The sequence below is a fragment of the Pectobacterium aquaticum genome (assembly GCF_003382565.3).
Classification (GTDB): domain Bacteria; phylum Pseudomonadota; class Gammaproteobacteria; order Enterobacterales; family Enterobacteriaceae; genus Pectobacterium; species Pectobacterium aquaticum.
In genome coordinates, this window is the sequence record NZ_CP086253.1 from 3,433,454 (window position 1) to 3,455,436 (window position 21,983).

Sequence of the window (21,983 nt, forward strand, 5' to 3'; positions counted from 1 at the left end):
CGCCGCGCTACCGGAATAAACTCGGTAGCGCGGTTTCATCAGACCAGATATCTACAATAACGTTGTTGATAAACACGATGACCGCGATTCCTTTACCGTTAATTACCGCACTTCTGCTGGTTATTTTGTTTTTTCGCATCCAGTTTCTGGCTATTCACAACCCTTCTCATAACAAGAACACCACAAAACGCAGTGCAACGGCAGACGCGGTACTCATCGGCGTAAGCTGTCTTGCCCTGACGCTGGTGGCGTTACGCTGGGGCAGTCATGTTGCCTTACCCGCGTTTATTCAACCCGCGATTGCCGCATTGATTCCACCGCTGTTATGGCTGTGCCTTTTCCCCCACGGCGACAAGACCTCTGAGGACGTAACCCGCAGACGTAGACGCTCTCTCTGGCATCTGTTACCGCCCTTACTCATCCTTGGTGCAAGCACTATCCAGATTAGAACAACCTTTCCACTCATCGATCTAATGCTGGTGAGTATTTACTTCGGTTATGGGGCAATACTGATTTACCGCGCTCGCCGTCTGCAAACGCCATCACCCAAGTGGAAAAGCGCGCCGTTTATCGCTGGGCTGTATGTGCTTATCTCCGGCGCTATCGATATCGTCATTGCACTGGATATCGCGTTCTACAGCGGCAATAGCGCGGCGACCATCATCACCGCATTCCACATCATCATGCTGGCGATATTGACCCTGCTTATCGTCACGCACTCTGCACAACACCCGCAGGCTGAGCTTAGCGTTACACATGACCAGAAGCCGGAAACACTACCCGCAACCGATGATGAACACCAACTGGCGAAAACGTTAGATGATTTCATTCGCACGCATGCGTTATACACCGACCCCAGCATGACGCTTCAGCGCCTGAGCAGGCGTATGGGCATACCGCTCAGACGCCTGTCCGAAACCATCAACCGCGTTCACGGTCGTAATTTCTCGCAGGTGATGAACGAATACCGCATCGAGGAGGCTAAGCGCCTCCTCAGCCAAACGGATGCACGAATCACAGATATCATGCTGGCCAGCGGGTTTCAGACTAAATCAAACTTCAACCGCGAATTTTTGCGGCTCACGGGGATGAGCCCCAGCGTCTGGCGTAGTCAGTATCCACTTCAGGAACAGACTACAGCTTCCGCCACGCCGCCTGAAGAAAATCACTGACATCCTTCCCAACTTCCTGATGGATCTGCTCACGCGAACGCTCACCGCCGTCGAGACAAATCATGCCATCCCCTGGGTTCTCGGCATTAATAATCTCAATGGCACCCGGTTTACAAAGCTGCATGAAGCTAAAATGCGTCGCATCGGCAATTTCCTTGTAGGTTGAATACGCTGGTGGCAGCTTCTGCGCCAGACCGTGAGATTCCAGCTCGGCAGGCAGTTCCTCATTGGGATACCCCGCCGCCATAATCAAGATAGGAATGTGTATTGCCGCCAGACTCTCTGCGGTAAACCCTCGCGCCAGCCCCATATCCAGAGAAATCACGGCGCTAATACGTGGATCTGCGAGTGATTTATCAAGCTGCGCACGCGATGCGGCATTTTTTGCGACCTGCATCTTTTCATACACCTTACAAGACGCCAGCCCAGCGTGCGTCAGGCAATCTTTCTCAAATTGCTCCGTACTAAAGCGCCCCCCAGCCAGCTCAAGCACCGTCCATCCCCCCAGCGAATGGCCAACAGCGGCAATACGCTTCGCATCAACACGCCCCGTTTTTTCTGGAGCAGCGAGTAAAGCGGTAATAACGCGGCTAATATCGTTGGGCCGTAGCCATAATTCCTGAGCCTTCTCAACCCGCATATCTTTAAAGGTGGTTCCGGGGTGGTTGGGCGCAGCGACAATATAGCCTTGTTTAACCAACACCTGCGCCAGCCAGAATTGATTAAACCAACTCCCGCCATAGCCGTGTGAAACCACAATCAGGGGATATTCACCGGATTCAGGCACGGCATTTTTACTTACGGCGATACCGGGAAAAACGGCATTGTCACCAATGGTCGTGGTCTGTGAGGATGACGAAGCCGGATAAAATACGGCGACGTCCAACGGCCTGTTAGTGGCTCCATCCGCTAACGTGATGTGTTGAAACCCAATGCCCGCGTTTGCCATAACGGCAAAGCTGAGTAGTAAATTCGTTATCAACCCTATCGTGATACGCCATGTCATACCTATTTCTCCGAAGTTTCTGCACTGTGAAAAATAGCATTTATAACAATGACTTTCTAACCAATGCGACCTAAAACGCTATTTAGTCCCTCTCTGTGGTACACAAAAAAACTGCGGCCAGCATGTGCTGGCCGCATTCCCTGATAGTGGCGCAAAATTTACCCGCCTTCTTTCCTGCTTTAGGAAGTCTGTTGGGTATAGAACCAAAAAAGTCTGTTAACGCTTAATTTTTTTGAATTGCTGTGTAGTCGCCGTTAACGCGGTTTCTGTCGGCAGCCGCTCCATAGAGCTGGCACCGTAAAAACCATCGCACTGTGGGCAGTGATCCATAATGAACTGTGCGTCCTGCGGTGTTGAAATCGGTCCGCCGTGGCACAGTACAATCACATCCTTACGGATGGATTTCGCTTCATCCGCCCAGTGATTAATCAACGGAACGCAATCTGCCAGATTAAGCGCGGTTTCCGCGCCAATGTTGCCGCCGGTGGTTAACCCCATGTGTGGCACAATAATATCCGCCCCCGCTTTCGTCATCGCGACGGCATCTGCCGCACTGAACACGTAAGGCGTGGTCAGCATGTCTTTTTCATGCGCCAGACGAATCATGTCCACTTCCAGTGCATATCCCATGCCGGTTTCTTCCAGATTGGCGCGGAAATTACCGTCAATCAGCCCAACGGTTGGGAAGTTCTGCACGCCAGAAAAACCCAGCGCTTTCAGGTCATCCAGAAACTTATCAAACTGACAGAAAGGATCGGTCCCGTTTACGCCCGCCAGCACTGGCGTGTGCTTCACAACCGGCAGCACCTCTTTCGCCATATCCACGACAATCTCATTCGCGTTGCCGTAAGCCAACAGGCCAGCCAGCGAACCTCGTCCTGCCATGCGATAGCGCCCGGAGTTGTAGATCACAATCAGATCGATGCCGCCCGCTTCTTCACATTTTGCAGAAAGCCCCGTTCCCGCACCACCGCCAATAATCGGTTCGCGGCGCGCGATCATGTCGCGGAATTTTGCCAGCAGTTCCTGACGATTCATGCCTGACATTATGCTTCTCCCTTCTTATTTCACTAACGCCCGAAACGCATCGACTGCGGCCTGGGCAAATAAAGGATCGTTAATATGGAAAGGCAGACGAGTAATCTGTCGTTTTGCCGTTTGCTGAACGACGCTCTCCAGCGTGCTGATAAACGCGTCACGGGCTTCTGGGTGCCAGAATGCTTGATCCGGTGCATCCAGCGCGGAGAAGCCGCCTTCTGGAATCAGGAAGCGTACCTCGCCTTCACAGCGGTTCAGCTTCTCTCCAATCCAGCGCGCTATCGCGATATTCTCGTCTATCGTGGTCCGCATCAGCGTGACCTGCGCGTTGTGGTTGTAAAACAGGCGATGCGCGTATTTCTCCGGTATGCTAGCTGGTGCACCAAAATTCACCATGTCCAGCGCGCCACAGGACGCCACATAAGGCACCTGCGTCTTGGCTATCGCATCAAACCGTTCCGGCCCGCAGGCCAGCACGCCATCAAACAGTAAATCGCACACCTCTGTCGTGGTGAGATCGAGCACGCCAGTGAGCAAATGGCTGTCCACCAGCTTTTCCATCGCTTTCCCACCGCTGCCCGTCGCGTGAAAGACCAGACAGTCAAACTCCGCTTCCAGTAATTTACTGGCTTCCTGAATGCACGGCGTCGTGACACCAAACATGGTCAGGCCAATCGCGGGCTTATCGTCATGATGTTCCTGAATATGAAACTTCACGGCGCCGGCGATCTGGTGCGCAGCGTTGCCAAGAACCTGACGAGAAATGCGGTTCAGGCCCGCCACATCGGTAACGGAATGCATCATGCTGATATCGCTGGCACCGATATAACCGGAGATATCGCCGGAGGCCATCGTCGAGACCATCAGCTTCGGCATACCAATCGGTAACGCCTGCATCGCGGGCGTAATCAGCGCGGTTCCGCCGGAGCCGCCGAGACCCAGCACCCCAGCAATATCCTCGCGGGACAGCATGAAGTGCTCAAACGCAACGGCCATGGCGCTAATCGCCTGACCTCTGTCATGGCAAAACACCGCCGATGTGCCCTGCGGATGGTAAGAGGCCACCGTTGCGGCGCTGATATCTGTCGCCTCTGACACCCGTGTATCTGCTGACTGTGGTGCCGTTGACAGATCGACCGTGACCGTTTTCAATCCTGTAGTGGCAATTAAGTCGCGGACGTAAACCTGTTCTTTCCCTTTAGTATCCGCAGTACTTGCAATATAAATGTTGCCAATTTTACTTCCCACCTGGTATCCCTCCCATCGTTAGCGAAACAATTAATAGATTGATATAATTATCAATTAATAGAGCCCAAAAACAGAAAAGATTAATTTATCACCATATTGAGACTTAAGTATCATAAAAACAAATCATTAAATATACAAATGAGACAAAAGTCTCAAAATGTTATGTATGGCATTACATTAACAGTAATAAAGCTTGACGTAGCACAAGAATCACTCAATTTGCTATAGTTCAGGCGATAACGCCGTGCTGCCCGATAGCGTCCGGCCCGAAAATTCAATGAGGTCTATGTGATTGAACGGGATGAAAAACTGACATCGACACGGGCGAAAACCCGTCGTTTACTGATTGATACTGCCATGAATATGTTCGATCAAGGCATATTCCCTTCCATTACGGATGTTGCCGCTGCGGCTCAGCTTTCACGCGCGACGGCCTACCGCTATTTTCCGACGCAAAGTGCGTTAGTCTCCGCTGTTGTCGGCGAAAGCCTGGGGCCGATTCTGGCGTGGCACCCGGCACAACCGGACGCCAGTGAACGCGTGTCTGAACTGCTGCGTTTTGCTTACCCGAGAATGCTGGAGCATGAAGGTGCGCTGCGTGCCGCGCTGCATCTGTCACTGCAACAATGGGCCGATCGCCGCTCCAACCGCCTGCATACGGATACGCTGACGCGCGGCAATCGTAAACGCCTGCTCAAGATTGCCACTGAACCACTGGAAGGAAAAATCACGCCGGAAGCACAACAGCGGGTGATTTATGCCTTATCGCTTATTTATGGTTCGGAGGTTTTCCTGGTGCTGAAAGATATCTGGCATCTGGAAGAAGACGGCATTCAGGATGTCACGCAGTGGGTCGCCAAAGCCATTTTACGGCAGGCAGAAGAAGACGCTGCACAGGCAGCTTCACAGAAAACCTAACGAACACATCTATGCTGCGTCCCGCCCTGTCACCGGATACGCAGCAACGGAAGAACACACGTTGCCAAGGGAACACATGATGCTGAAAGGTAAACGCGCGATTGTCACCGGCGGTGGCCGCGATTTTGGACAAGCGGTATCCGTCTGGCTGGCTCGCGAAGGGGTGAAGGTCGATCTTTGCGCCCGCAAACTGGCCGATGCACAGGCCAGCGTCGACATCATTTATCAGGAAGGCGGCACAGCACGCGCGTATCAGTGCGATATTGCCAACCCTGGTGACGGGGTTTTATCCACCAGATTTTGAGGTTACCGGCCTTGATGACAATCCCGCTAGCGGGGAAAAAATGGGCGAGCATCTACTGAATGCCCGCTCGATATGGGAAGCCATGCGTTTCGTGCTCATCCAACCGCGCAGTTGCCATATCAACGCCATCCATTTTCAGGGGCCGACGCGCGCAGATATCGGCGTGTAACCCATCGCCTTTTGTTCTCCATCCCGCTCCGGTATTTATCATATAACTGGGGCGGTGAAGGGTTTTCCCCGACTAATGCCCCACGTTCCCCCACGCATCATGCTCTGACACACTTTCCTTCTCTCCATTTTTTGCCACAGAACACAGGAAAAGGTAGCATCGCTGCCGTTGTTTTCTGCCATGCGGCTTACCGCGCTCAGCGCACTATAAAAAAACTCCGGGAGCGTTTTTCAACGTTGCGTAGCAACGGCCCGAAGGATGGCGTACAGGGATGTACGACATAAAAAAACGCCACAGGCAAAAACATAACCAGTTGAATTAGAAATAATCATATCAAACGCATCATCACAAGATGCGTGACAGACAGGAAAACACGGACACCAATGACACAACATTCCTCCCCTCACGGCAAGCGTCATGCCGCTGAACAGCGTCTCCACGAAAAGGGTTACCACCAAAGTCTCGGCAATCGCCATGTGCAGATGATCGCCATTGGTGGTTCCATCGGCACCGGGCTGTTTCTTGGCGCGGGAGCCCGTCTACAAATGGCGGGGCCTGCATTGGCGCTGGTCTATCTGGTTTGCGGCATCTTCTCTTTTTTCATCCTGCGCGCGTTGGGCGAACTGATCGTGCATCGCCCCACCAGCGGTAGCTTCGTGTCGTACTCGCGTGAGTTTCTGGGGGAAAAGGCCTCCTACGTTGCAGGCTGGATGTACTTCCTGAACTGGGCGATGACTGGGATTGTCGACATCACCGCCGTCGCGCTCTACATGCACTACTGGGGCACGTTTGCCGACGTTCCACAGTGGCTGTTCGCGCTGAGTGCACTGTCCATCGTCACGCTGATGAACCTGATTGGCGTGAAGTGGTTTGCCGAAATGGAGTTCTGGTTCGCGCTGATTAAGGTTGCAGCTATCGCCATTTTTCTGGTGGTCGGCACGGTCTATCTCGGCACGGGCAGCCCGCTGGATGGCAACACGCCAGGCCTGCACCTGATTACCGATAACGGCGGCCTGTTCCCACACGGCATTCTGCCTGCGCTGGTGCTGGTTCAAGGGGTGATATTTGCCTTTGCCGGTATCGAGATCATCGGGACGACGGCAGGCGAATGTAAAAACCCAGAGCAGGTGCTGCCGAAAGCGGTCAACAGCGTCATCTGGCGTATCGGCCTGTTCTACGTCGGCTCGGTCGCGCTGTTGGTCTGCCTGCTGCCGTGGAATGCGTATCAGGCCGGACAAAGCCCGTTCGTGACCTTCTTCAGCAAGCTGGGCGTTCCTTATATCGGCACGATCATGAATATCGTGGTGCTGTCCGCCGCGTTGTCCAGCCTGAACTCCGGTCTGTACTCAACGGGGCGCATCCTGCGCTCGTTGTCGCTGGGTGGTTCGGCTCCCGCTTTCCTGTCGAAAATGAGCAACCAGTCCGTACCCTATACCGGTATTTTAGTCACGGTCGGCATCCACATTATCGGCGTGGTACTGAACTACGTGGTGCCATCGCAGGTGTTCGAGATCGTCCTGAATATCGCCTCGCTCGGCATTATCTGCTCCTGGGCATTCATCATTCTGTGCCAAATGCAGCTGCGCAAAGCGATTCGTCAGGGGAAAGCCAAGCCGGTGGCGTTCAAAATGCCTGGTGCGCCTGTGACATCATGGCTGACGCTGGCTTTTCTGGTGAGTGTGCTGGGATTGATGGCGTTTGATTACCCGAACGGCACCTGGACGGTTGCAACAATTCCGGTACTGGCGATCATGCTGATTATCGGCTGGCGTGGGCTGAAAAAGCAGCGAGAAGCCGTGAAGCTCACCGACCAGCAGGAATCCAGCCTGCGTTAAGGTTAAGACAGAAAAAACGCAGGCTCGTTTCCGAGCCTGCGTTTCTTAGCCTATCTACATCCGTAATTACTCTTCTACTACGTAACCATACAGACGCTTGCTGCCATCTTCTTCTGCGACGCTGTAAACGCCCTGCAATTCTGGGGAAAAGCCCGGCAGCAGGTTAATGCCCGCTTCCAGCGCCAGAAAATAGCGCTGTACCGCCCCGCCCCAAGTTTCACCCGGCACGACACACAGTACGCCCGGCGGATAAGGCAATGCCCCTTCTGCCGCGATACGCCCTTCTGCTGCGTCGATAGGAATCAGCTCGATATTCCCGCGCACAAATTCCCTGTTGGCATCCTGCGGCAACATCACCACGGACGGAAACTCGGTTTTGCGGAACATCGCTTTTTGCAGATCTTTCACGTTGTGTTGAGCATAAAAATCATGCATTTCCTGACACAGCCGACGCAGCCGGTAACCGCGATAACGCTCTTTATATTTCTGATACAGGCTAGGCAGCACTTCACTCAGCGGTGCATCGCGGGCGATCAGCGTTTCGAAATGCACCAGCGCATTCACCAGCTCCTGCATTTTTGCAGCGTCTTCTGCTGGCGTTAGCAGGAACAGGATCGAGTTCATGTCGCATTTTTCAGGGATGATGCCGTGCTCGCGCAGGTAGTTGGCCAGGATCGTCGCCGGAATACCAAATTCGGTATAATCGCCGCTAATCGCATCAATACCCGGCGTGGTCAGCAGTAACTTGCAAGGATCGATAAAATACTGATCCTCCGCGTACCCTTCGAACGCATGCCATTTCTCGCCCGGCTCAAAGTTGAAGAAGCGCACGTCCTGCGCGATCGTCTCCGTATCGTGATCCTGCCAGAGCGCGCCGCCCACCGTCACAGGCACGAACGGTTTGATGAGCGAACAACGCGTCAGCAGTTGCTTACGTGCTTCAATGCCCAGCTTCACGCAGTCCATCCACATCCGACGCCCACTTGCTCCTTCGTGCATTTTGGCATTGACGTCTAGCGCGGCGAACAGCGGATAAAACGGGCTGGTCGACGCATGCAGCATAAAGGCGTTATTCAGCTGTTTATGGTTGCAGAAACGGCGCTGACCTTTGATGTGCGTATCTTTCTTGTGGATCTGCGAGGTCTGGGAGAAGCCAGCCTGCTGCTTATGCACCGACTGCGTCACGAAAATCCCCGGATCGTTCTCATTCAGATCCAGCAACAACGGCGAACACTGCTCCATCATCGGGATAAACTGCTCATAACCGACCCAAGCGGAGTCAAACAGAATGTAGTCGCACAGGTGCCCGATGCTATCGACCACCTGACGCGCGTTATAAATCGTGCCGTCATAGGTGCCAAGCTGGATAACGGCCAGACGGAACGGGCGCGGCTCGTTGGCGCGTTCCGGCGCGACTTCCGCGATCAGCTTGCGCAGATAGTCTTCATCAAAACAGTGCGCATCTACGCCGCCGATAAAGCCGAACGGGTTGCGCACGGTTTCCAGATAAACCGGCGTCGCGCCCGCCTGAATCAGCGCACCGTGGTGGTTGGATTTATGGTTGTTGCGGTCAAACAGCACCAGATCGCCGCGCGCCAGCAGCGCGTTCGTCACCACTTTGTTCGCCGAGGAGGTGCCGTTCAACACAAAATAGGTTTTATCGGCATTAAACACGCGCGCAGCGTGCTTCTGCGCCTTCTTCGCCGCCCCTTCGTGGATCAGCAAATCGCCCAGTTTGACGTCCGCATTACAGATGTCCGAACGAAACACGTTCTCACCGTAAAACTCAAAAAACTGGCGCCCCGCTGGGTGCTTGCGGAAGAACTGGCCGCCCTGATGCCCCGGACAGGCAAAGGTCGTGTTTTTCATGTTGACGTATTTGGTCAGCGTATCGAAAAACGGTGGCAGCAGCGTATCCTGATAGGCTTTCGCCGCTCGCTCCAGCACGTTGGCGTGCTCGCCGTCGTCATCAAGAAACAGCCATTCGCTGCCCGCAGGCAGAACATCTAACTCTTTATCTTCATCGGGCTCTTCGACAAACGCCGGAATGCTAAAACCGGTGTGCTGCAATATCGACAGAATGCCGCTACGGGCTTCCTCAATAGAAACCACGACCGCCGCCACATCAGTGAAGTCAGTCTGACTCAACGCGACAATCTCGCGCGTTGTGATTAAACGGGTGGCAACCGCTGCATTCGCCGCAATTTTTAACTGTTTCATGTAACCAAACCCAAACGGTTAAGGGTAAGTGTACGTGCCTAAAAGACACCGTTCAGGGATAACAATCCCGACCAATCACAATGCCAATCAATAACGACAAGCGTATGATCCCTACAGGTAAACTGTAGGCTAAGAATGGAAAAACTGGAGCCAGCACCATCCGATAGACATCAGTAAAAGCAGAGTTGTACTCTATTTTTACTCATGCCTAACAGTGAGCGAACGAACGCCTCACCGCATGGTGAAGGAGGATAATCGACGGGGAGAAAAGTAAACCGCGCAGCGGTGATAAGAAGAAACGCGCAGTGGCATCATCAACGAACTGGCGCGAACATGCGACACCATGAGCAATGAATCTGACATATCGGCGATCCTCTTTTAGCTATACGCTAACTACGCTTAAAGGGGCGTTCAGGTGAACGAGACGTTAAAAACCGCGCAATAGTGGCATTATTCTTCATCAAATTCAACAATCCAGCCCACACTCAACACGGTAAAAAATGCAACAAAACATGCCACGCGAATCAGGAAGAAACGCTACCACGCTATACCCTTGTATCTTGAAGTTTAGGTATTATTGACAATGTAGGTTTGGCACGGTTCATGTAGCCTGGTTTACCCTGGGGTTTCTAAGCCCGTTATTTAGCTCATTGCGCATGAACCGCGTCACTCATCTGAAACCCGTACAGTTGTTTGACCTCATTTCGTATTTGCAAGGAGGGGTAAAAATGAGTCTGCCAAATTTACTTCACATCGGCATTGATGTTTCCAAAGCCTCCCTCGATGTCGCTATCGGTTCCGCATTGCCGCCCTTTTCCGCCAGGAATGACCTCGATGGCTTTGACGCTATTCTGGCTGAACTGGCAAAACATCCTGTTTCCCTTATCCTCATGGAGGCTACTGGTGGCCTCGAAGCCCCACTCGCTTGTTCGTTACAAGCCGCTGGGTTTGAGGTCGTGGTTATCAACCCACGTCAGGCCAGAGACTTCGCGCGGGCCATGGGATACCTCGCCAAAACCGACACGATTGATGCCAAAGCCTTGGCTATGATGGCCGAGGTCATCGACCGTCATCCTGAGCGCGAACGTTTTATTCAACCGCTGCCAGACCCTCAACGTCAGGCTCTGGCGGCTCTCGTCACTCGCCGACGCCAACTCGTGACCATGCTTGTCGCTGAACGTAACCGCCTTACTCAGGCTCATCCTCAGGCTCGTAAGAGCATAAAAACGATTATTGATGCGCTGAAACACGAGCTGGCTCGCATAGACCACGACATGAACAGGCATGTTCAGATTCACTTCAGCGCCTTGTCCGGTTTACTCAATAGCGTCAAAGGCGTCGGAACCACGACCACCGCTACGTTGCTGGCAGAGATACCCGAACTGGGAAAACTCTCGCGCCGCGAGATTAGTGCGCTGGCAGGCGTCGCGCCCCTCAATCGGGACTCTGGCAAAATGCGGGGCAAGCGGACAATATTTGGTGGTAGGGCCCACGTCCGTAGCGTGTTGTATATGGCAACGTTGGTCGCGACTCGGTTTAATCCGGTGATTCACGCGTTTTATACGCGTCTCGTGACGGCGGGCAAACCGAAAAAAGTCGCGCTGGTTGCCTGCATGCGCAAACTTCTGACTATTCTGAACGCTATGCTCAAAACGGGTAAGGAATGGGATGCGTCTTTTCACCTGATTACCTCATGAAAAATAGTGTTCAAGACAGTTGCTAAATAATTCGAGTTTCAGGAAGGCGGCAAGGAAAGGAGTCCCGATGAGCTTACTCAGGTAAGTGATTCGGGTGACTGAGCGAAGCCAACGCACATGCAACTTGAAGTATGACGGGTATAAGCGTGCTGAAAGGATCGCCAGGAATCGGCTAGCAAATAATACAATTGCCTGAAAATAGCGCAGGCGCTCCGCTTTGTGACAGAAACCCATTGACGCCATGCGGCCAATACGGTTTAATGCGCCCCGTTGCCCGGATAGCTCAGTCGGTAGAGCAGAGGATTGAAAATCCTCGTGTCCTTGGTTCGATTCCGAGTCCGGGCACCACTTATTTAAAGAAACCAGCCTAACGGCTGGTTTTTTGCTTTTGGGGGATTCGGGCTCTCCATCGAACACCGTTCGATTATTCGCCGCAAGCGGCTCACCCTTTCAGGGCCAGCGCGACAAGCGCGCTGTTCAACGCCTCCGGCGTTTGTCCGAGTCCGGGCACCACCTTTCCTTTTTTATGCCTCCTTATCAATCCCTATGTGTATGTAATTCAATAAGTTGGCGTGAAAATCTTTTCCGATACGTTTTGATTTATCCCTTCGTATCGGGGAATTTGTGGGTCAGATTGCGGGTCATTCAGTTCGATGAACGGGAGTGACCCTCACATGTTAACTGACAGCAAAGTCCGATCCGCGAAACCTCTCGCAAAATCTTACAAGCTCACTGACTCGCAAGGCTTATACCTGACGGTATCCACCAGCGGCACTAAGCTATGGTATTTTCGCTACCGTTTCGGCGGTAAAGAAAACCGTCTGGCTTTTGGCCCCTACCCGCAAACTACGCTGGCGGAAGCCCGTGAAAAGCGCGATGCAGCACGTAAGCTGCTGGCGTCCGGTATCAGTCCCTCTCAGCTTCGCAAAACGAACACCCCCGCCGTTGAGGAATCCCGCACCTTTCAGTATGTCGCTCTGGCATGGCACACCAGCAGCCTTAAACTCTGGTCGGAAGCCCACGCCGATAAAATTCTTACCTCCCTGAAACGCTACGTTTTCCCCGCCATTGGCGCAATGGATATCGCTCAGGTTGAAACACGACATCTGGCACAGTTGGTTAAGGCGATTGACGATAAAGGCGTGCATGACGTCGCCGGACGGGTGCGCCAGCATCTGACTAAAATCATGCGTCACGCCGTCCAGCAGGGCGTCATCAAATACAATCCGGCTTACGATTTGGACGGCGTCGTGACCCCAGTCGCGACCCAACATCATCCCGCCCTGCCACTAAAACGCCTGCCTGAGCTGCTGGCGAAGATTGACAGCTACAAAGGCCGGACGTTGACCCGTCTGGCGCTGGAGCTGAATCTGCATGTGTTTCTGCGCTCCAGTGAACTGCGTTTTGCCCGCTGGGATGAATTTAACCTGAAGGCGCATATCTGGAGCGTTCCCGCCCAGCGCGAAGCGGTAAACGGCGTGCGGTTCTCAGAGCGTGGCGCAAAGATGAAGGATGAACATCTGGTGCCGCTGTCACGGCAGGCTGTCACCCTGCTGAAACAGATTCAGGCGATTTCCGGCGAATCGGTCTTCGTTTTTCCCAGCGCACATACCCTGAACAAGCCGATGAGTGAAAACACCATCAACAAGGCGCTGCGCGTGATTGGCTATGACACCAAAAGCGAGGTGTGCGGCCACGGCTTCAGAACTATGGCCTGTAGCGCCCTGAACGAGTCCGGGCGCTGGTCAAAGGATGCCATCGAGCGACAGATGAGCTACAAAGAGCGCAACGGCGTACGGGCGGCTTACGTGCATAAAGCGGAGCATCTGGAAGCCAGAATCGAAATGATGCAATGGTGGTCGGATTATCTGGACGTCAACCGTGAGGGCTATGTCGCACCGTATATTTATGCGCGGAGTCATTCGGCTGGCTAACGCGCTGCGCTTGTTGGCTCCTGACGGGCTTTCTATGTGATAGAAAACCCGTCAGGAGCATTGTCATAAAATCATTCGAGCATCTTTTAGCACCTGAGCATTCTGCCAAAGCCTTCTTATGAATCGAAGCCGAGTTACCCAATTTTCTAGCAGAAAAGATCATGATATTATGAAAAAAATTCTATATATCACGATTAAAATACGAAGATATATTTTATTGGTTCGTTATTCCAAATGGGATATGTACTGAAGGAACTACGGAACTAGCAAGTTGCAGATGGCTAGACTGATCATCGAAAAAAATATGAGGTTTTAAAATACCAAGCACCTTTCTCTTCTCTATTCCTCCTAAGAAAAATGCATCATTCGTCATAACTCCCCATTTCTTAAGTGTATTCAAAGCTCTTTCGTGTGAAGGAGCATTCCTTGCAGTTACTATAGATATTCTGAGGCGATTCTCATACTCTGGATGAGATATTTTATATTTCTCTTCCACAGATTGAATTTTTGAAACTCTGACCAAAAACTCCTTAAGAGGGCCAGGAGTATGAGGCTCCATAACATTTTTCACTTCATTAGCATGGAATTCATCAAGCCCCGATGCCTGCATAACAGATTCGGAAGCGTCATCAGCAAGAACACCATCAAAGTCGAATGCGATTCGAAGAGAGTTATCAGCCTCATCATCAATGAATTTTGAGTCAAGAACTCTGCCTGCTGGGAATCCTGATTTAATTGCAATATCAACATCTTCTTTATTTCCCGATAGAAATAAAGAAATATTTAATGCTGGTATATATTCATAGGGAGACTTGCCTTGCATAAATATCGCACGGGTTATATTTAAACCATAATGCTCAATTGTTTTCATGACCCTAAGACCTGTATCTGGATCATTTTTTGAAAGTAATACAACTTCAACTAAAGTGTCATCACTTAAATCATTTAAAGCAAGTAATCTCTTTATAAAAGGGTATGCAATTCCTGTTGGCAAAGGATTATTCAAATTTGACTCTTGAAATTTCCGATACTCTTCCTCCCCTTTACTTTTGAATACCTCGTCTGATTCGGTCAAATCAAATACTGCGCTGGATGCTACACCGATGACTAAGCGACTTTCAAGATCGTATGCCATAAACTCATTATCCTTAAAATAAATATTTATAACACTAATGGTTTTTTCTATCAGATGAAAATGAAAAAAATCCAACCGTGATCAATTTCACTATTCTTCAGAGGGACTATCAATTAAAAATAGTAGACCTATATATTCGATTCCCCCGATATTGGGAACTTGTTAATATTTACGCAGCCTGCACGGAGAGTGTAAACGAAGTTTTCGTCTCCGATTAATCTACACCGTAAGCTTTTCACTCACAAGATTCATCGCATCCTTCCTTTTCAATATGTTACAATGCAGATTAAAGATACAGACTATTATTTAATAGGCTTATCGCCTTTTAGCGCTGCCAATTTTCTGTTACAAGCATCCAGAACCCAGGCTGAAAAATTAGCATCGGGATCTTCCGCTTTCTCCTGCGCAACGCTGGCATTGATTTCTTCGATAAGCTCATGTGGGAAGCGAATTCCCTTTGTGGTTGAACGCTTGTTTTTAGAACCTGTAGGCATGACGTTTTCCTTTCTCGCTGAACATACACTATACAAGGAAAAATATTTTTAAACACGTTGACGTGTATGTGCACCTAGCGTCATGGTGTATGAACACCAAGAGCGAATTCATGGTGAAAAACGAAACCCGGCAGTGCGCCAACACTAACCGGGCTTCTGACCACAACATTATGAGGACTAATGCTATGGCTGACACCGATAGTAACACGGGCGCGTCTTATCAATCACTGCCGGATTATGAGAACCATTACTCCGCCATGAGTGCCGCGCTGGCTCGTCTGGACTTTTCACGCATGGACAATGACGAACTCTCGCAGGTCACAGAATATTGCGCCGAAACGCAGGCAGGACTTTGCCATTGCCTGAATTTCATTGGCGATGCTCTGATTACCTTTGCCGATAATGATGTGTGCGAATCGACGCCAGAAAGCTTGTGCCAGTTGGGTCATGGGTTAACCGCAATCAGTTTACTCATCCCCGCCCTTACCACGATGCACAAACTCGCACATTCACTCACCGCCAGATAGCCATCTGAACATCACCAGCCTGATTAAAGCTCTGCCGTTAGGTCAGAGCTTTTTTGCGTCCGACGCTGAATAACAATAACTCTTCCCATCCGATATTGAGTTGTTTGCAGGCAATACCGCCCTTTCCCCGTAGCCTTCCCTACTGGCTGATTTCAGTGGGGAGAGAACATGCCAGCACGTTTTATTTTCGCAACGCTGACCGCACTCAACAGGCCATTCAGCCACGACGCAGGACGCGACGGGGTTAGGCGGGTGAAGGACTGCGTCTCGCGGGCATTCAACCGTGGCATGAGGCGAGTAAATGCCCTTTCGCAGAAAGGGCACATTTGCGTCGCCCGAACCCACCGGCGAGCGTTCCCCCCAAGGGGAACCGAGCAGGCCGGGGGGAGCCGAATAAATTTTGCCGCCCCAGCGAGCAAAAAGACGCGCCCATGCGTCGGTTTATTTGGGGGGCGTCAGCCCCGCACACCGTCGCGGCTAAGTCTCCGGCCACAAGCCGGTAGCGAGGCGCGACTACCCGCTTTGAAGGCGTTTTCCCATTTTTTCGCTGACCGGGACGGGCAAAAGAAAAAGTGGGCTAAAAACGGCGTCTCAAAGGGGGTAGTCGCGCGTAGCGTGCGACGGTGTGCCGCCGTTGACCTTGAGGGTTTTGGCGTGGCGTCCAGCCGCGACATTACCCCCATGTGCCAGGCAATAAGGGCGTCCAGCCCGCATGAACTGGCGCACGCCGTTTTGTGCCGGGAAATGTATTTTCCGGCGCATGGCTGCGAAGCGGCCACCTCTTTATCCCCACAAGATCGCCTCATGACGTCGACTCATGCCAGTACCCCAAGGTATGCGCCCATGTAATGAGGCGATAAAGCCGAAAGAGCGAACACCTCAGTAAAATGTGAAGGAGGATGCATGCTTATTTACGATTACAGTGAACGACGGGCGCGTAATCACGAAAAGATCCGGATCCTGCTCAATTTTCTGAAACAAGAAACCTACAGCGATTTTAAAACGCTGATGCTACTTTTTGATTATAAAAATCACAAACCGCTTTATCTGTTGCTGGCAAAGGCCATCGACATGGGATTCATTCAAAAGCAGACATTTTGCACAAGGATGGAGAAAATCTCACTGTGGGGGATCACCAACGACGGATTGGCCGCGGTAGTCACGCCAGATGATGACGGCTTTCCTGCACGCTTTGAGCCTGCCAAAATCACAGGCTGGACGCTGGAGCATCACCTTGATAACCAGCTCGCCCGGCTTATTCTGGAGAAGCAAGGCGCTTATGGGTGGCTTCACGGCAACCGCCCAACATTTCGCAGCCATTATCGAACCACACACCGCCCGGATGGGGTGGTAACGCTCCCGAACGGAACGGTCATCGCAGTAGAGACTGAGCGACGTCTGAAAACCAAAGCCCGCTACCAGTCGATTATCACCAATCATTTACTGGCTCGCACTCAAAAACACTGGATGTACGTTTTCTATATCGTGCCAGACTCACAGAAAAAGCTGGCTCTCGAACTGCTGTTCAATAGCATCAAACACGCCATCGTCAACCATCAGCACATCCCGCTGGAAGCGAAGCACCGTCATGTTTTTTGGGTTTATACGTTTGAGGAGCTTAAACGGTTGGAGTTGGATCGCTGTGCTTCCGCTCAGTAAGCCCACTTTTGACAGACTTCAAAATGGGTGGAACCAACATTAGCGTTCTTTTTGATATTTATTGCTCTAGCAAGCAACAAAAATTGACAATCAGCGTGTGATGATCCAATTTATCTCAAAATGAGATATTTTTGAGATAAATTTATGACCATCAAACATCCGCCAAAATTAGTCCCTTTCATGGAAATAGCTAAAGATGCTACCGAAGATAGAGCGGATCGGCTATCGAAGTTAATGGGTTATCATAGGGTAACAGATGACAAGGGACGCTATCAGCATTGGGATGATTTTCAATATCGAGTCGAAAAAGGTGTCGATGCTATCCATGCTTGGTCTGTACAAAAAATGGCACGTATGTCTCATATACACCATATGACCTATAAAGATAAAAATGGTGAACGCGCAAAGATAAATGTTCTACCATCCATGCATAAAGCCTGCTCGCTTATAGATCAGCAAACCTCAAAAGCTGCGTTTGAGGCAATGATTTCAAATATGGAAGGAGTTAAATATTTAATTCGTGAGCTAAGGGAAGAAGAGTCAATATCCTCAAGCCAATTAGAAGGAGCTGCGACCACAACCATAGTGGCAAAAGCTATGCTTACGGCTCAAAGAAAACCTAGAACAGAAGATGAAAGAATGATTCTCGGCAACTATCGTTTGATGGGTAGCGTCTGGGATAAACGAGGAGAAGATTTATCGTTGGCTCTTATAAAAGAGCTTCATTCGATTGGCACAAGAGATATTAACAACGAAAAATACAAGCCAGGAGAGTTTAGGCAGGCTGACGACATCGTTATTTGTGATTATGACGGTAATATTGTTCATTACCCCCCATCTCATGATGATTTAGATGACAGATTACAAACTATTTGCGAATGGGCCAACACAAGACATGAGGATTTACTTACGTCAAGATATTTACACCCTTTAATTAAAGCTTGTATTTTACACTTCATGATAGGTTATGAACATCCTTTTAATGATGGCAACGGAAGAACAGCAAGGGCTTTATTTTATTGGTATTTATTCAAATGCGGATATACAGCATTCAAATACATATCAATTAGTCGTCTATTAAAAGAAGCCTCAACAGCATATGGTAAATCCTATCTATTCACTGAAACTGATGATTTTGATTTAACTTATTTCGTAGATTATCAATGTCAGATTGTATGCCGTGCTACAATGAATTTCACGGATCACATAAAAAAAGTAGCCACCCAGCGTGCAGAAATTGATAGTTTGCTATGGAATGGTGGGCTAATTAATAAGTTAAATGACAGACAGAGAACAGTATTGTTAGTTGCCATTGAAAATGCTGGTCGGCATTTTACGGCAAAAGAAGTTAGCGAAAATCTTAATATTTCTGATAATACTGCACGTACTGACCTTAAAAATCTAGTGGAAATTGGGCTTTTTGATAAAATTGAGAATGGAAAGAAAACAATCTACGTTTCGCCAAAATCCTTAAAAGCAATGTTAGAAAAATTGAAAAGCATGAAGGAATAATATTTTTATGATTAACAGGTGAAAGTCGGTTTTTTAAGCTAAATTTAAGAATGCGAAAATCTAGCTTACCAATTTTTCATCAATTAAACTGAGTTTAAAATCAATCATAATAAAGCAAGAGAATGCTGTAAGTATCCGGGTAAACCGGATCATTCAATTTAGGGATCTTACGGCATACTGATTACTCTAAGAGAAGGTTGGCATATACAAAGATCGCTTTGCCACACGTCAGCTAACACCATTATGAAATCGGTCTAAATCGGATAATCTCATTAAGACTGATTTACATCACAGGGAATCGAACCGAAGGAACGAACCGGGCATTTCTTTATCGCATGTGCCCCATCATTCTGATTTATCTATGAAAACATGGTCAAATCATGGGTCTTGACAACAAGGTCGATTAAAATTTATGCTACATTTCAACTTAATAGAAAGCTGAATGATCCCAAATCCGGCACCACTAATTCTTAACCCTCGCCTTTGGCGGGGGTTTTTCGTTTCTGGCGTGTGGACTCTTCATCGAATACCGTTCGATTCTCTACAAGCGCGTTATCCCGCCTCCCCTTCCCCATGATTCGGTCTCATACTCTAATAGCGTGACGGCCAGATCTCCTCAGGCCGCTTTCCCAATGCGCAAGCAATTAACCTCTCGCCTTTGGGCCAATGTATTGTTAAGAAATTATCTATGGGGTTAAATCGATGGATTCTGTTTACTCTGAAGAATATCAAATCGTTATCAAGGCATTACGTGAAGCACGCATTGCCAAAGGGGTCACGCTGGGAAATCTGGCGCTCACGCTGGATGGGTAACCAGATATAAGCAAGATGGTGCGGGAAACTGATTCTTTCTGGCTCGTAGTAAAGTGGAGCCTTATCAGATCTTATGAGCTAATACGTAATCCACAAAAGCGCGCAGTTTTGGAAGAACAGTACTCCGGCTGGGGTAGTAGAGTGCTAATCCAGGAAACTTCTGCGAGAAATTGCTGAGAATAACTTCAAGCGTTCCTGCATGGATGTTGCGTGCGACGATAGAGCGTGGGAGCCTGAACAACCCTACCCCTTGCTCTGCAGCGTGGACACTGGCGGCAACGTCGTCAAGAATTAATGCTCCGCTGACGTGGATGCTACGTCGCTCTCCATCAACATTGAATACCCATTCGTCGAGCAAGATTCCTGCCTGTCGGAACGTGATACAGGGAACGTTTTGGATGTCTTCCGGTCTTGCTGGACGCCCGTAGCGCGCCAGAAATGCAGGTGAACCAACCACCACTTGCGGCTCTTCACGAGTGAGCGGCACAGCTACCATGTCCGCATGCACAAATGACCGAGGCCGTACCCCAGCATCACACCCCTCAGCCACAATATCTACCAAGCGATCGTCTCCGACGAACTCCAGTTGCAGTTGGGGATGCTCAACAAGGAATCCCGCAACAAAACGCTCGGTTAGTAGCTGGACACTCGCTCTGGGAACGCTGATGCGCAATAGTCCAGTAACTGAGTGCCCCAGACTGCGAGCGGACTCTATTCCGTTGAGCAACTGCTGTGCTGCTGGCCGAACTTGCAGTAGCAACCTTTCCCCAGCTTCAGTCAGTCCGACGCTCCGCGTCGTACGTGCCAGCAAAGTCACTCCGATACGACCTTCAAAAGCGCGGATTGCCTGACTAACGGCGGATGGGGTAATCCCCAGACGTCTGGCAGCCGCGCGAAAGCCGCGCTCCTCAGCAACTGCCAGAAACACCACCACGCCATCCAGATCATTTCGACCAATTGTGTAGTTCATCTACACAGTATGAGCAGTTGGAGGTGGATTCTCAAGATCTGTTTGCTGATGAACAATAGAGACCTCAACTATCGAGGATATTTTCATGACGAAAAAAACTAAACAATCTCGCGCTTTTAGCATCAATGAAACCATCGGCATTTCTGGCCTATCCGTTCGTCCAGCGCCTATTCCCACGCCAGCGCCCGGCGAAGTTCTTGTGCACGTGCGGGCGTCTTCATTGAACTACCGGGACCTGATCATTCTGGAGGGCAATTACAATATCTCCATCCCAGCAGGCCGCATTCCGCTTTCAGATGGTGCTGGCGAGGTTGTAGCCGTCGGGCAGGGTGTCACCCGATTCAAAATAGGTGACCGGGTTACCAACTCATTCTTCCCAGAGTGGATCGATGGCCCCTTTACTGGAAAGTACTCACAATACTCTGGAGATGTAGACGGTTGGCTTGCGGACTATCGTACGGTGGCAGCTGATTCATTGATCTCGATTCCAGACAGCCTGGATTTCGACGCCGCCGCTACGCTGCCTTGTGCAGGCGTCACAGCATGGTCTGCCATTAAAGGTGTGAAAGCGGGCGACACAGTACTTACTCTGGGAACTGGTGGTGTGTCGCTGTTTGCCGTCCAACTGGCGAAAGCGATGGGGGCCAGAGTCATTGCCACCACGTCCAGCGACACAAAAGCCGAGCAACTCAAAGCCTTGGGCGCAGACGAAGCGATCAATTATAAAGAGCATCCAGAATGGTCTCAGCAGGTTCGAGAGTTGACTGATGGGTACGGAGTGAACCGCATCGTGGAAGTCGGCGGCCCAGGCACATTTGAACAGTCGATCAAGGCCATCGCAGTGGGAGGACAGGTATCAATAGTGGGTGTAGTGGCTGGCTTGCAAGGAACGATCGAATTCATGTCTATGTTCAGGAGCCACGCTCACTACCAGTGCATCGCGCTAGGCAGCCGCCAAGACCTCGAAGATCTGGTGCGATTCATTACCGAACATAATATCCACCCCATCATCGACAGCCGTTTCGCATTCGACGATGCAAAACTCGCGTTCGAGCGGCTGATGACACGCAACGTTTTTGGAAAAATAGTGGTCAATAACTGACAGTGAATCACCATAATGAAACCGGACGGCGAATTATTGCTGGTATCAGCAATGGTGATTGTTTTTGCGGGCGTGCGAGTTCGCGCACAATAACACGCTATGCCACACCTGAGAGTAGGTGTGGCATCTGTCACTTACCATCCTGTTTGCTCCGTTCGCATCGCCAGATCGACCCGATGATTCGAGAATCCTCGAGTTGCAGAAACACCTGAAATAACGGCTTGATATCG

Annotated in this window: 18 protein-coding genes, 1 tRNA gene and 3 pseudogenes; 12 read left to right on the forward strand and 10 right to left on the reverse strand. The window is 50.5% G+C overall.

Annotated elements, in window-relative coordinates; genetic code table 11:
* Positions 1–77 precede the first annotated feature (77 nt).
* A complete protein-coding gene (locus tag DMB82_RS15940) occupies positions 78–1,172 on the forward strand; it encodes a helix-turn-helix domain-containing protein (protein ID WP_116163994.1) in 1,095 nt (364 codons plus the stop codon).
* Here DMB82_RS15940 and DMB82_RS15945 read toward each other — a convergent pair.
* The 3 genes from DMB82_RS15945 to DMB82_RS15955 form a co-directional block, all read right to left on the reverse strand.
* The gene (locus DMB82_RS15945; protein WP_116163996.1) at positions 1,135–2,178 is read right to left on the reverse strand and encodes an alpha/beta hydrolase family protein; all 1,044 of its coding nucleotides are present in this window, start codon (positions 2,176–2,178) and stop codon (positions 1,135–1,137) included. The two genes, DMB82_RS15940 and DMB82_RS15945, sit on opposite strands and share 38 nt — an antisense overlap.
* A 216-nt stretch (positions 2,179–2,394) precedes the next feature.
* Positions 2,395–3,225, reverse strand: coding sequence for a phosphoenolpyruvate hydrolase family protein (locus DMB82_RS15950; protein ID WP_102118320.1), 831 nt, complete (start codon positions 3,223–3,225; stop codon positions 2,395–2,397).
* A gap of 15 nt (positions 3,226–3,240) precedes the next feature.
* A complete protein-coding gene (locus tag DMB82_RS15955; protein ID WP_116163998.1) occupies positions 3,241–4,464 on the reverse strand; it encodes a Tm-1-like ATP-binding domain-containing protein in 1,224 nt (407 codons plus the stop codon).
* A gap of 288 nt (positions 4,465–4,752) precedes the next feature.
* On the opposite strand from DMB82_RS15955, the gene DMB82_RS15960 reads away from it, so the two are divergent.
* The 3 genes and pseudogenes from DMB82_RS15960 to ansP all read left to right on the forward strand — a co-directional run bounded on the left by DMB82_RS15960 (position 4,753) and on the right by ansP (position 7,690).
* Positions 4,753–5,382: a TetR/AcrR family transcriptional regulator gene (locus DMB82_RS15960; RefSeq protein ID WP_102118322.1), complete on the forward strand. Its 630-nt coding sequence runs from the start codon at positions 4,753–4,755 to the stop codon at positions 5,380–5,382.
* A 79-nt stretch (positions 5,383–5,461) separates the two neighbouring features.
* Positions 5,462–5,855, forward strand: a pseudogene (locus DMB82_RS15965) (SDR family NAD(P)-dependent oxidoreductase).
* 383 nt (positions 5,856–6,238) lie between these two features.
* Positions 6,239–7,690: an L-asparagine permease gene (gene ansP / locus DMB82_RS15970; RefSeq protein WP_116164000.1), complete on the forward strand. Its 1,452-nt coding sequence runs from the start codon at positions 6,239–6,241 to the stop codon at positions 7,688–7,690.
* Positions 7,691–7,756: 66 nt separating this feature from the next.
* Here the strand turns inward: ansP and DMB82_RS15975 are convergent, their stop codons facing one another.
* Both DMB82_RS15975 and DMB82_RS20695 read right to left on the reverse strand, forming a co-directional pair.
* A complete protein-coding gene (locus tag DMB82_RS15975) occupies positions 7,757–9,910 on the reverse strand; it encodes an ornithine decarboxylase (protein ID WP_116164002.1) in 2,154 nt (717 codons plus the stop codon).
* A 231-nt stretch (positions 9,911–10,141) separates the two neighbouring features.
* Positions 10,142–10,273, reverse strand: coding sequence for a hypothetical protein (locus DMB82_RS20695; RefSeq protein WP_264291640.1), 132 nt, complete (start codon positions 10,271–10,273; stop codon positions 10,142–10,144).
* 365 nt (positions 10,274–10,638) lie between these two features.
* Here DMB82_RS20695 and DMB82_RS15980 point away from each other — a divergent pair, with 365 nt between their 5' ends.
* The 3 genes from DMB82_RS15980 (at position 10,639) to DMB82_RS15990 (ending at position 13,541) form a co-directional block, all read left to right on the forward strand.
* Positions 10,639–11,607: an IS110 family RNA-guided transposase gene (locus tag DMB82_RS15980; protein ID WP_102119603.1), complete on the forward strand. Its 969-nt coding sequence runs from the start codon at positions 10,639–10,641 to the stop codon at positions 11,605–11,607.
* Between the two features lie 272 nt (positions 11,608–11,879).
* Positions 11,880–11,955, forward strand: a tRNA-Phe gene (locus DMB82_RS15985).
* A gap of 326 nt (positions 11,956–12,281) precedes the next feature.
* Positions 12,282–13,541, forward strand: a complete 1,260-nt coding sequence (locus DMB82_RS15990) for a tyrosine-type recombinase/integrase (protein ID WP_228400004.1) — start codon at positions 12,282–12,284, stop codon at positions 13,539–13,541.
* 214 nt (positions 13,542–13,755) lie between these two features.
* On the opposite strand, the gene DMB82_RS15995 is transcribed toward DMB82_RS15990, so the two are convergent.
* Together DMB82_RS15995 and DMB82_RS16000 are read right to left on the reverse strand one after the other, a co-directional pair.
* On the reverse strand, positions 13,756–14,676 hold the full coding sequence (locus tag DMB82_RS15995) for a 5'-nucleotidase (protein WP_116165066.1): 921 nt from the start codon (positions 14,674–14,676) through the stop codon (positions 13,756–13,758).
* 302 nt (positions 14,677–14,978) lie between these two features.
* A complete protein-coding gene (locus DMB82_RS16000; protein WP_116165064.1) occupies positions 14,979–15,170 on the reverse strand; it encodes a YlcI/YnfO family protein in 192 nt (63 codons plus the stop codon).
* Positions 15,171–15,355: 185 nt separating this feature from the next.
* Between DMB82_RS16000 and DMB82_RS16005 the strand changes: the two genes are divergently transcribed.
* Positions 15,356–15,697 (forward strand): hypothetical protein, encoded by a 342-nt coding sequence (locus DMB82_RS16005; RefSeq protein WP_102118396.1) that lies wholly within the window; start codon positions 15,356–15,358, stop codon positions 15,695–15,697.
* Positions 15,698–16,288: 591 nt separating this feature from the next.
* Here DMB82_RS16005 and DMB82_RS16010 read toward each other — a convergent pair.
* Positions 16,289–16,459, reverse strand: a complete 171-nt coding sequence (locus tag DMB82_RS16010) for a hypothetical protein (protein WP_228400005.1) — start codon at positions 16,457–16,459, stop codon at positions 16,289–16,291.
* Between the two features lie 141 nt (positions 16,460–16,600).
* On the opposite strand from DMB82_RS16010, the gene mobC reads away from it, so the two are divergent.
* Both mobC and DMB82_RS16020 read left to right on the forward strand, forming a co-directional pair.
* Positions 16,601–17,356: a MobC family replication-relaxation protein gene (gene mobC, locus DMB82_RS16015; RefSeq protein ID WP_228400006.1), complete on the forward strand. Its 756-nt coding sequence runs from the start codon at positions 16,601–16,603 to the stop codon at positions 17,354–17,356.
* A gap of 144 nt (positions 17,357–17,500) precedes the next feature.
* Entirely contained in the window at positions 17,501–18,868 is a 1,368-nt protein-coding gene (locus tag DMB82_RS16020) for a Fic family protein (protein ID WP_116164923.1), read from the forward strand.
* A gap of 591 nt (positions 18,869–19,459) precedes the next feature.
* Here DMB82_RS16020 and DMB82_RS16025 read toward each other — a convergent pair.
* A pseudogene (locus DMB82_RS16025) lies at positions 19,460–19,552 on the reverse strand (helix-turn-helix domain-containing protein); the annotation flags it as partial.
* An 18-nt stretch (positions 19,553–19,570) separates the two neighbouring features.
* Here DMB82_RS16025 and DMB82_RS16030 point away from each other — a divergent pair.
* A pseudogene (locus tag DMB82_RS16030) lies at positions 19,571–19,675 on the forward strand (helix-turn-helix domain-containing protein); the annotation flags it as partial.
* 70 nt (positions 19,676–19,745) lie between these two features.
* Here the strand turns inward: DMB82_RS16030 and DMB82_RS16035 are convergent.
* Positions 19,746–20,651, reverse strand: coding sequence for a LysR family transcriptional regulator (locus tag DMB82_RS16035; protein ID WP_102118400.1), 906 nt, complete (start codon positions 20,649–20,651; stop codon positions 19,746–19,748).
* An 85-nt stretch (positions 20,652–20,736) separates the two neighbouring features.
* Here DMB82_RS16035 and DMB82_RS16040 point away from each other — a divergent pair, with 85 nt between their 5' ends.
* On the forward strand, positions 20,737–21,753 hold the full coding sequence (locus DMB82_RS16040) for a zinc-dependent alcohol dehydrogenase family protein (RefSeq protein WP_102118401.1): 1,017 nt from the start codon (positions 20,737–20,739) through the stop codon (positions 21,751–21,753).
* Positions 21,754–21,983 lie beyond the last annotated feature (230 nt).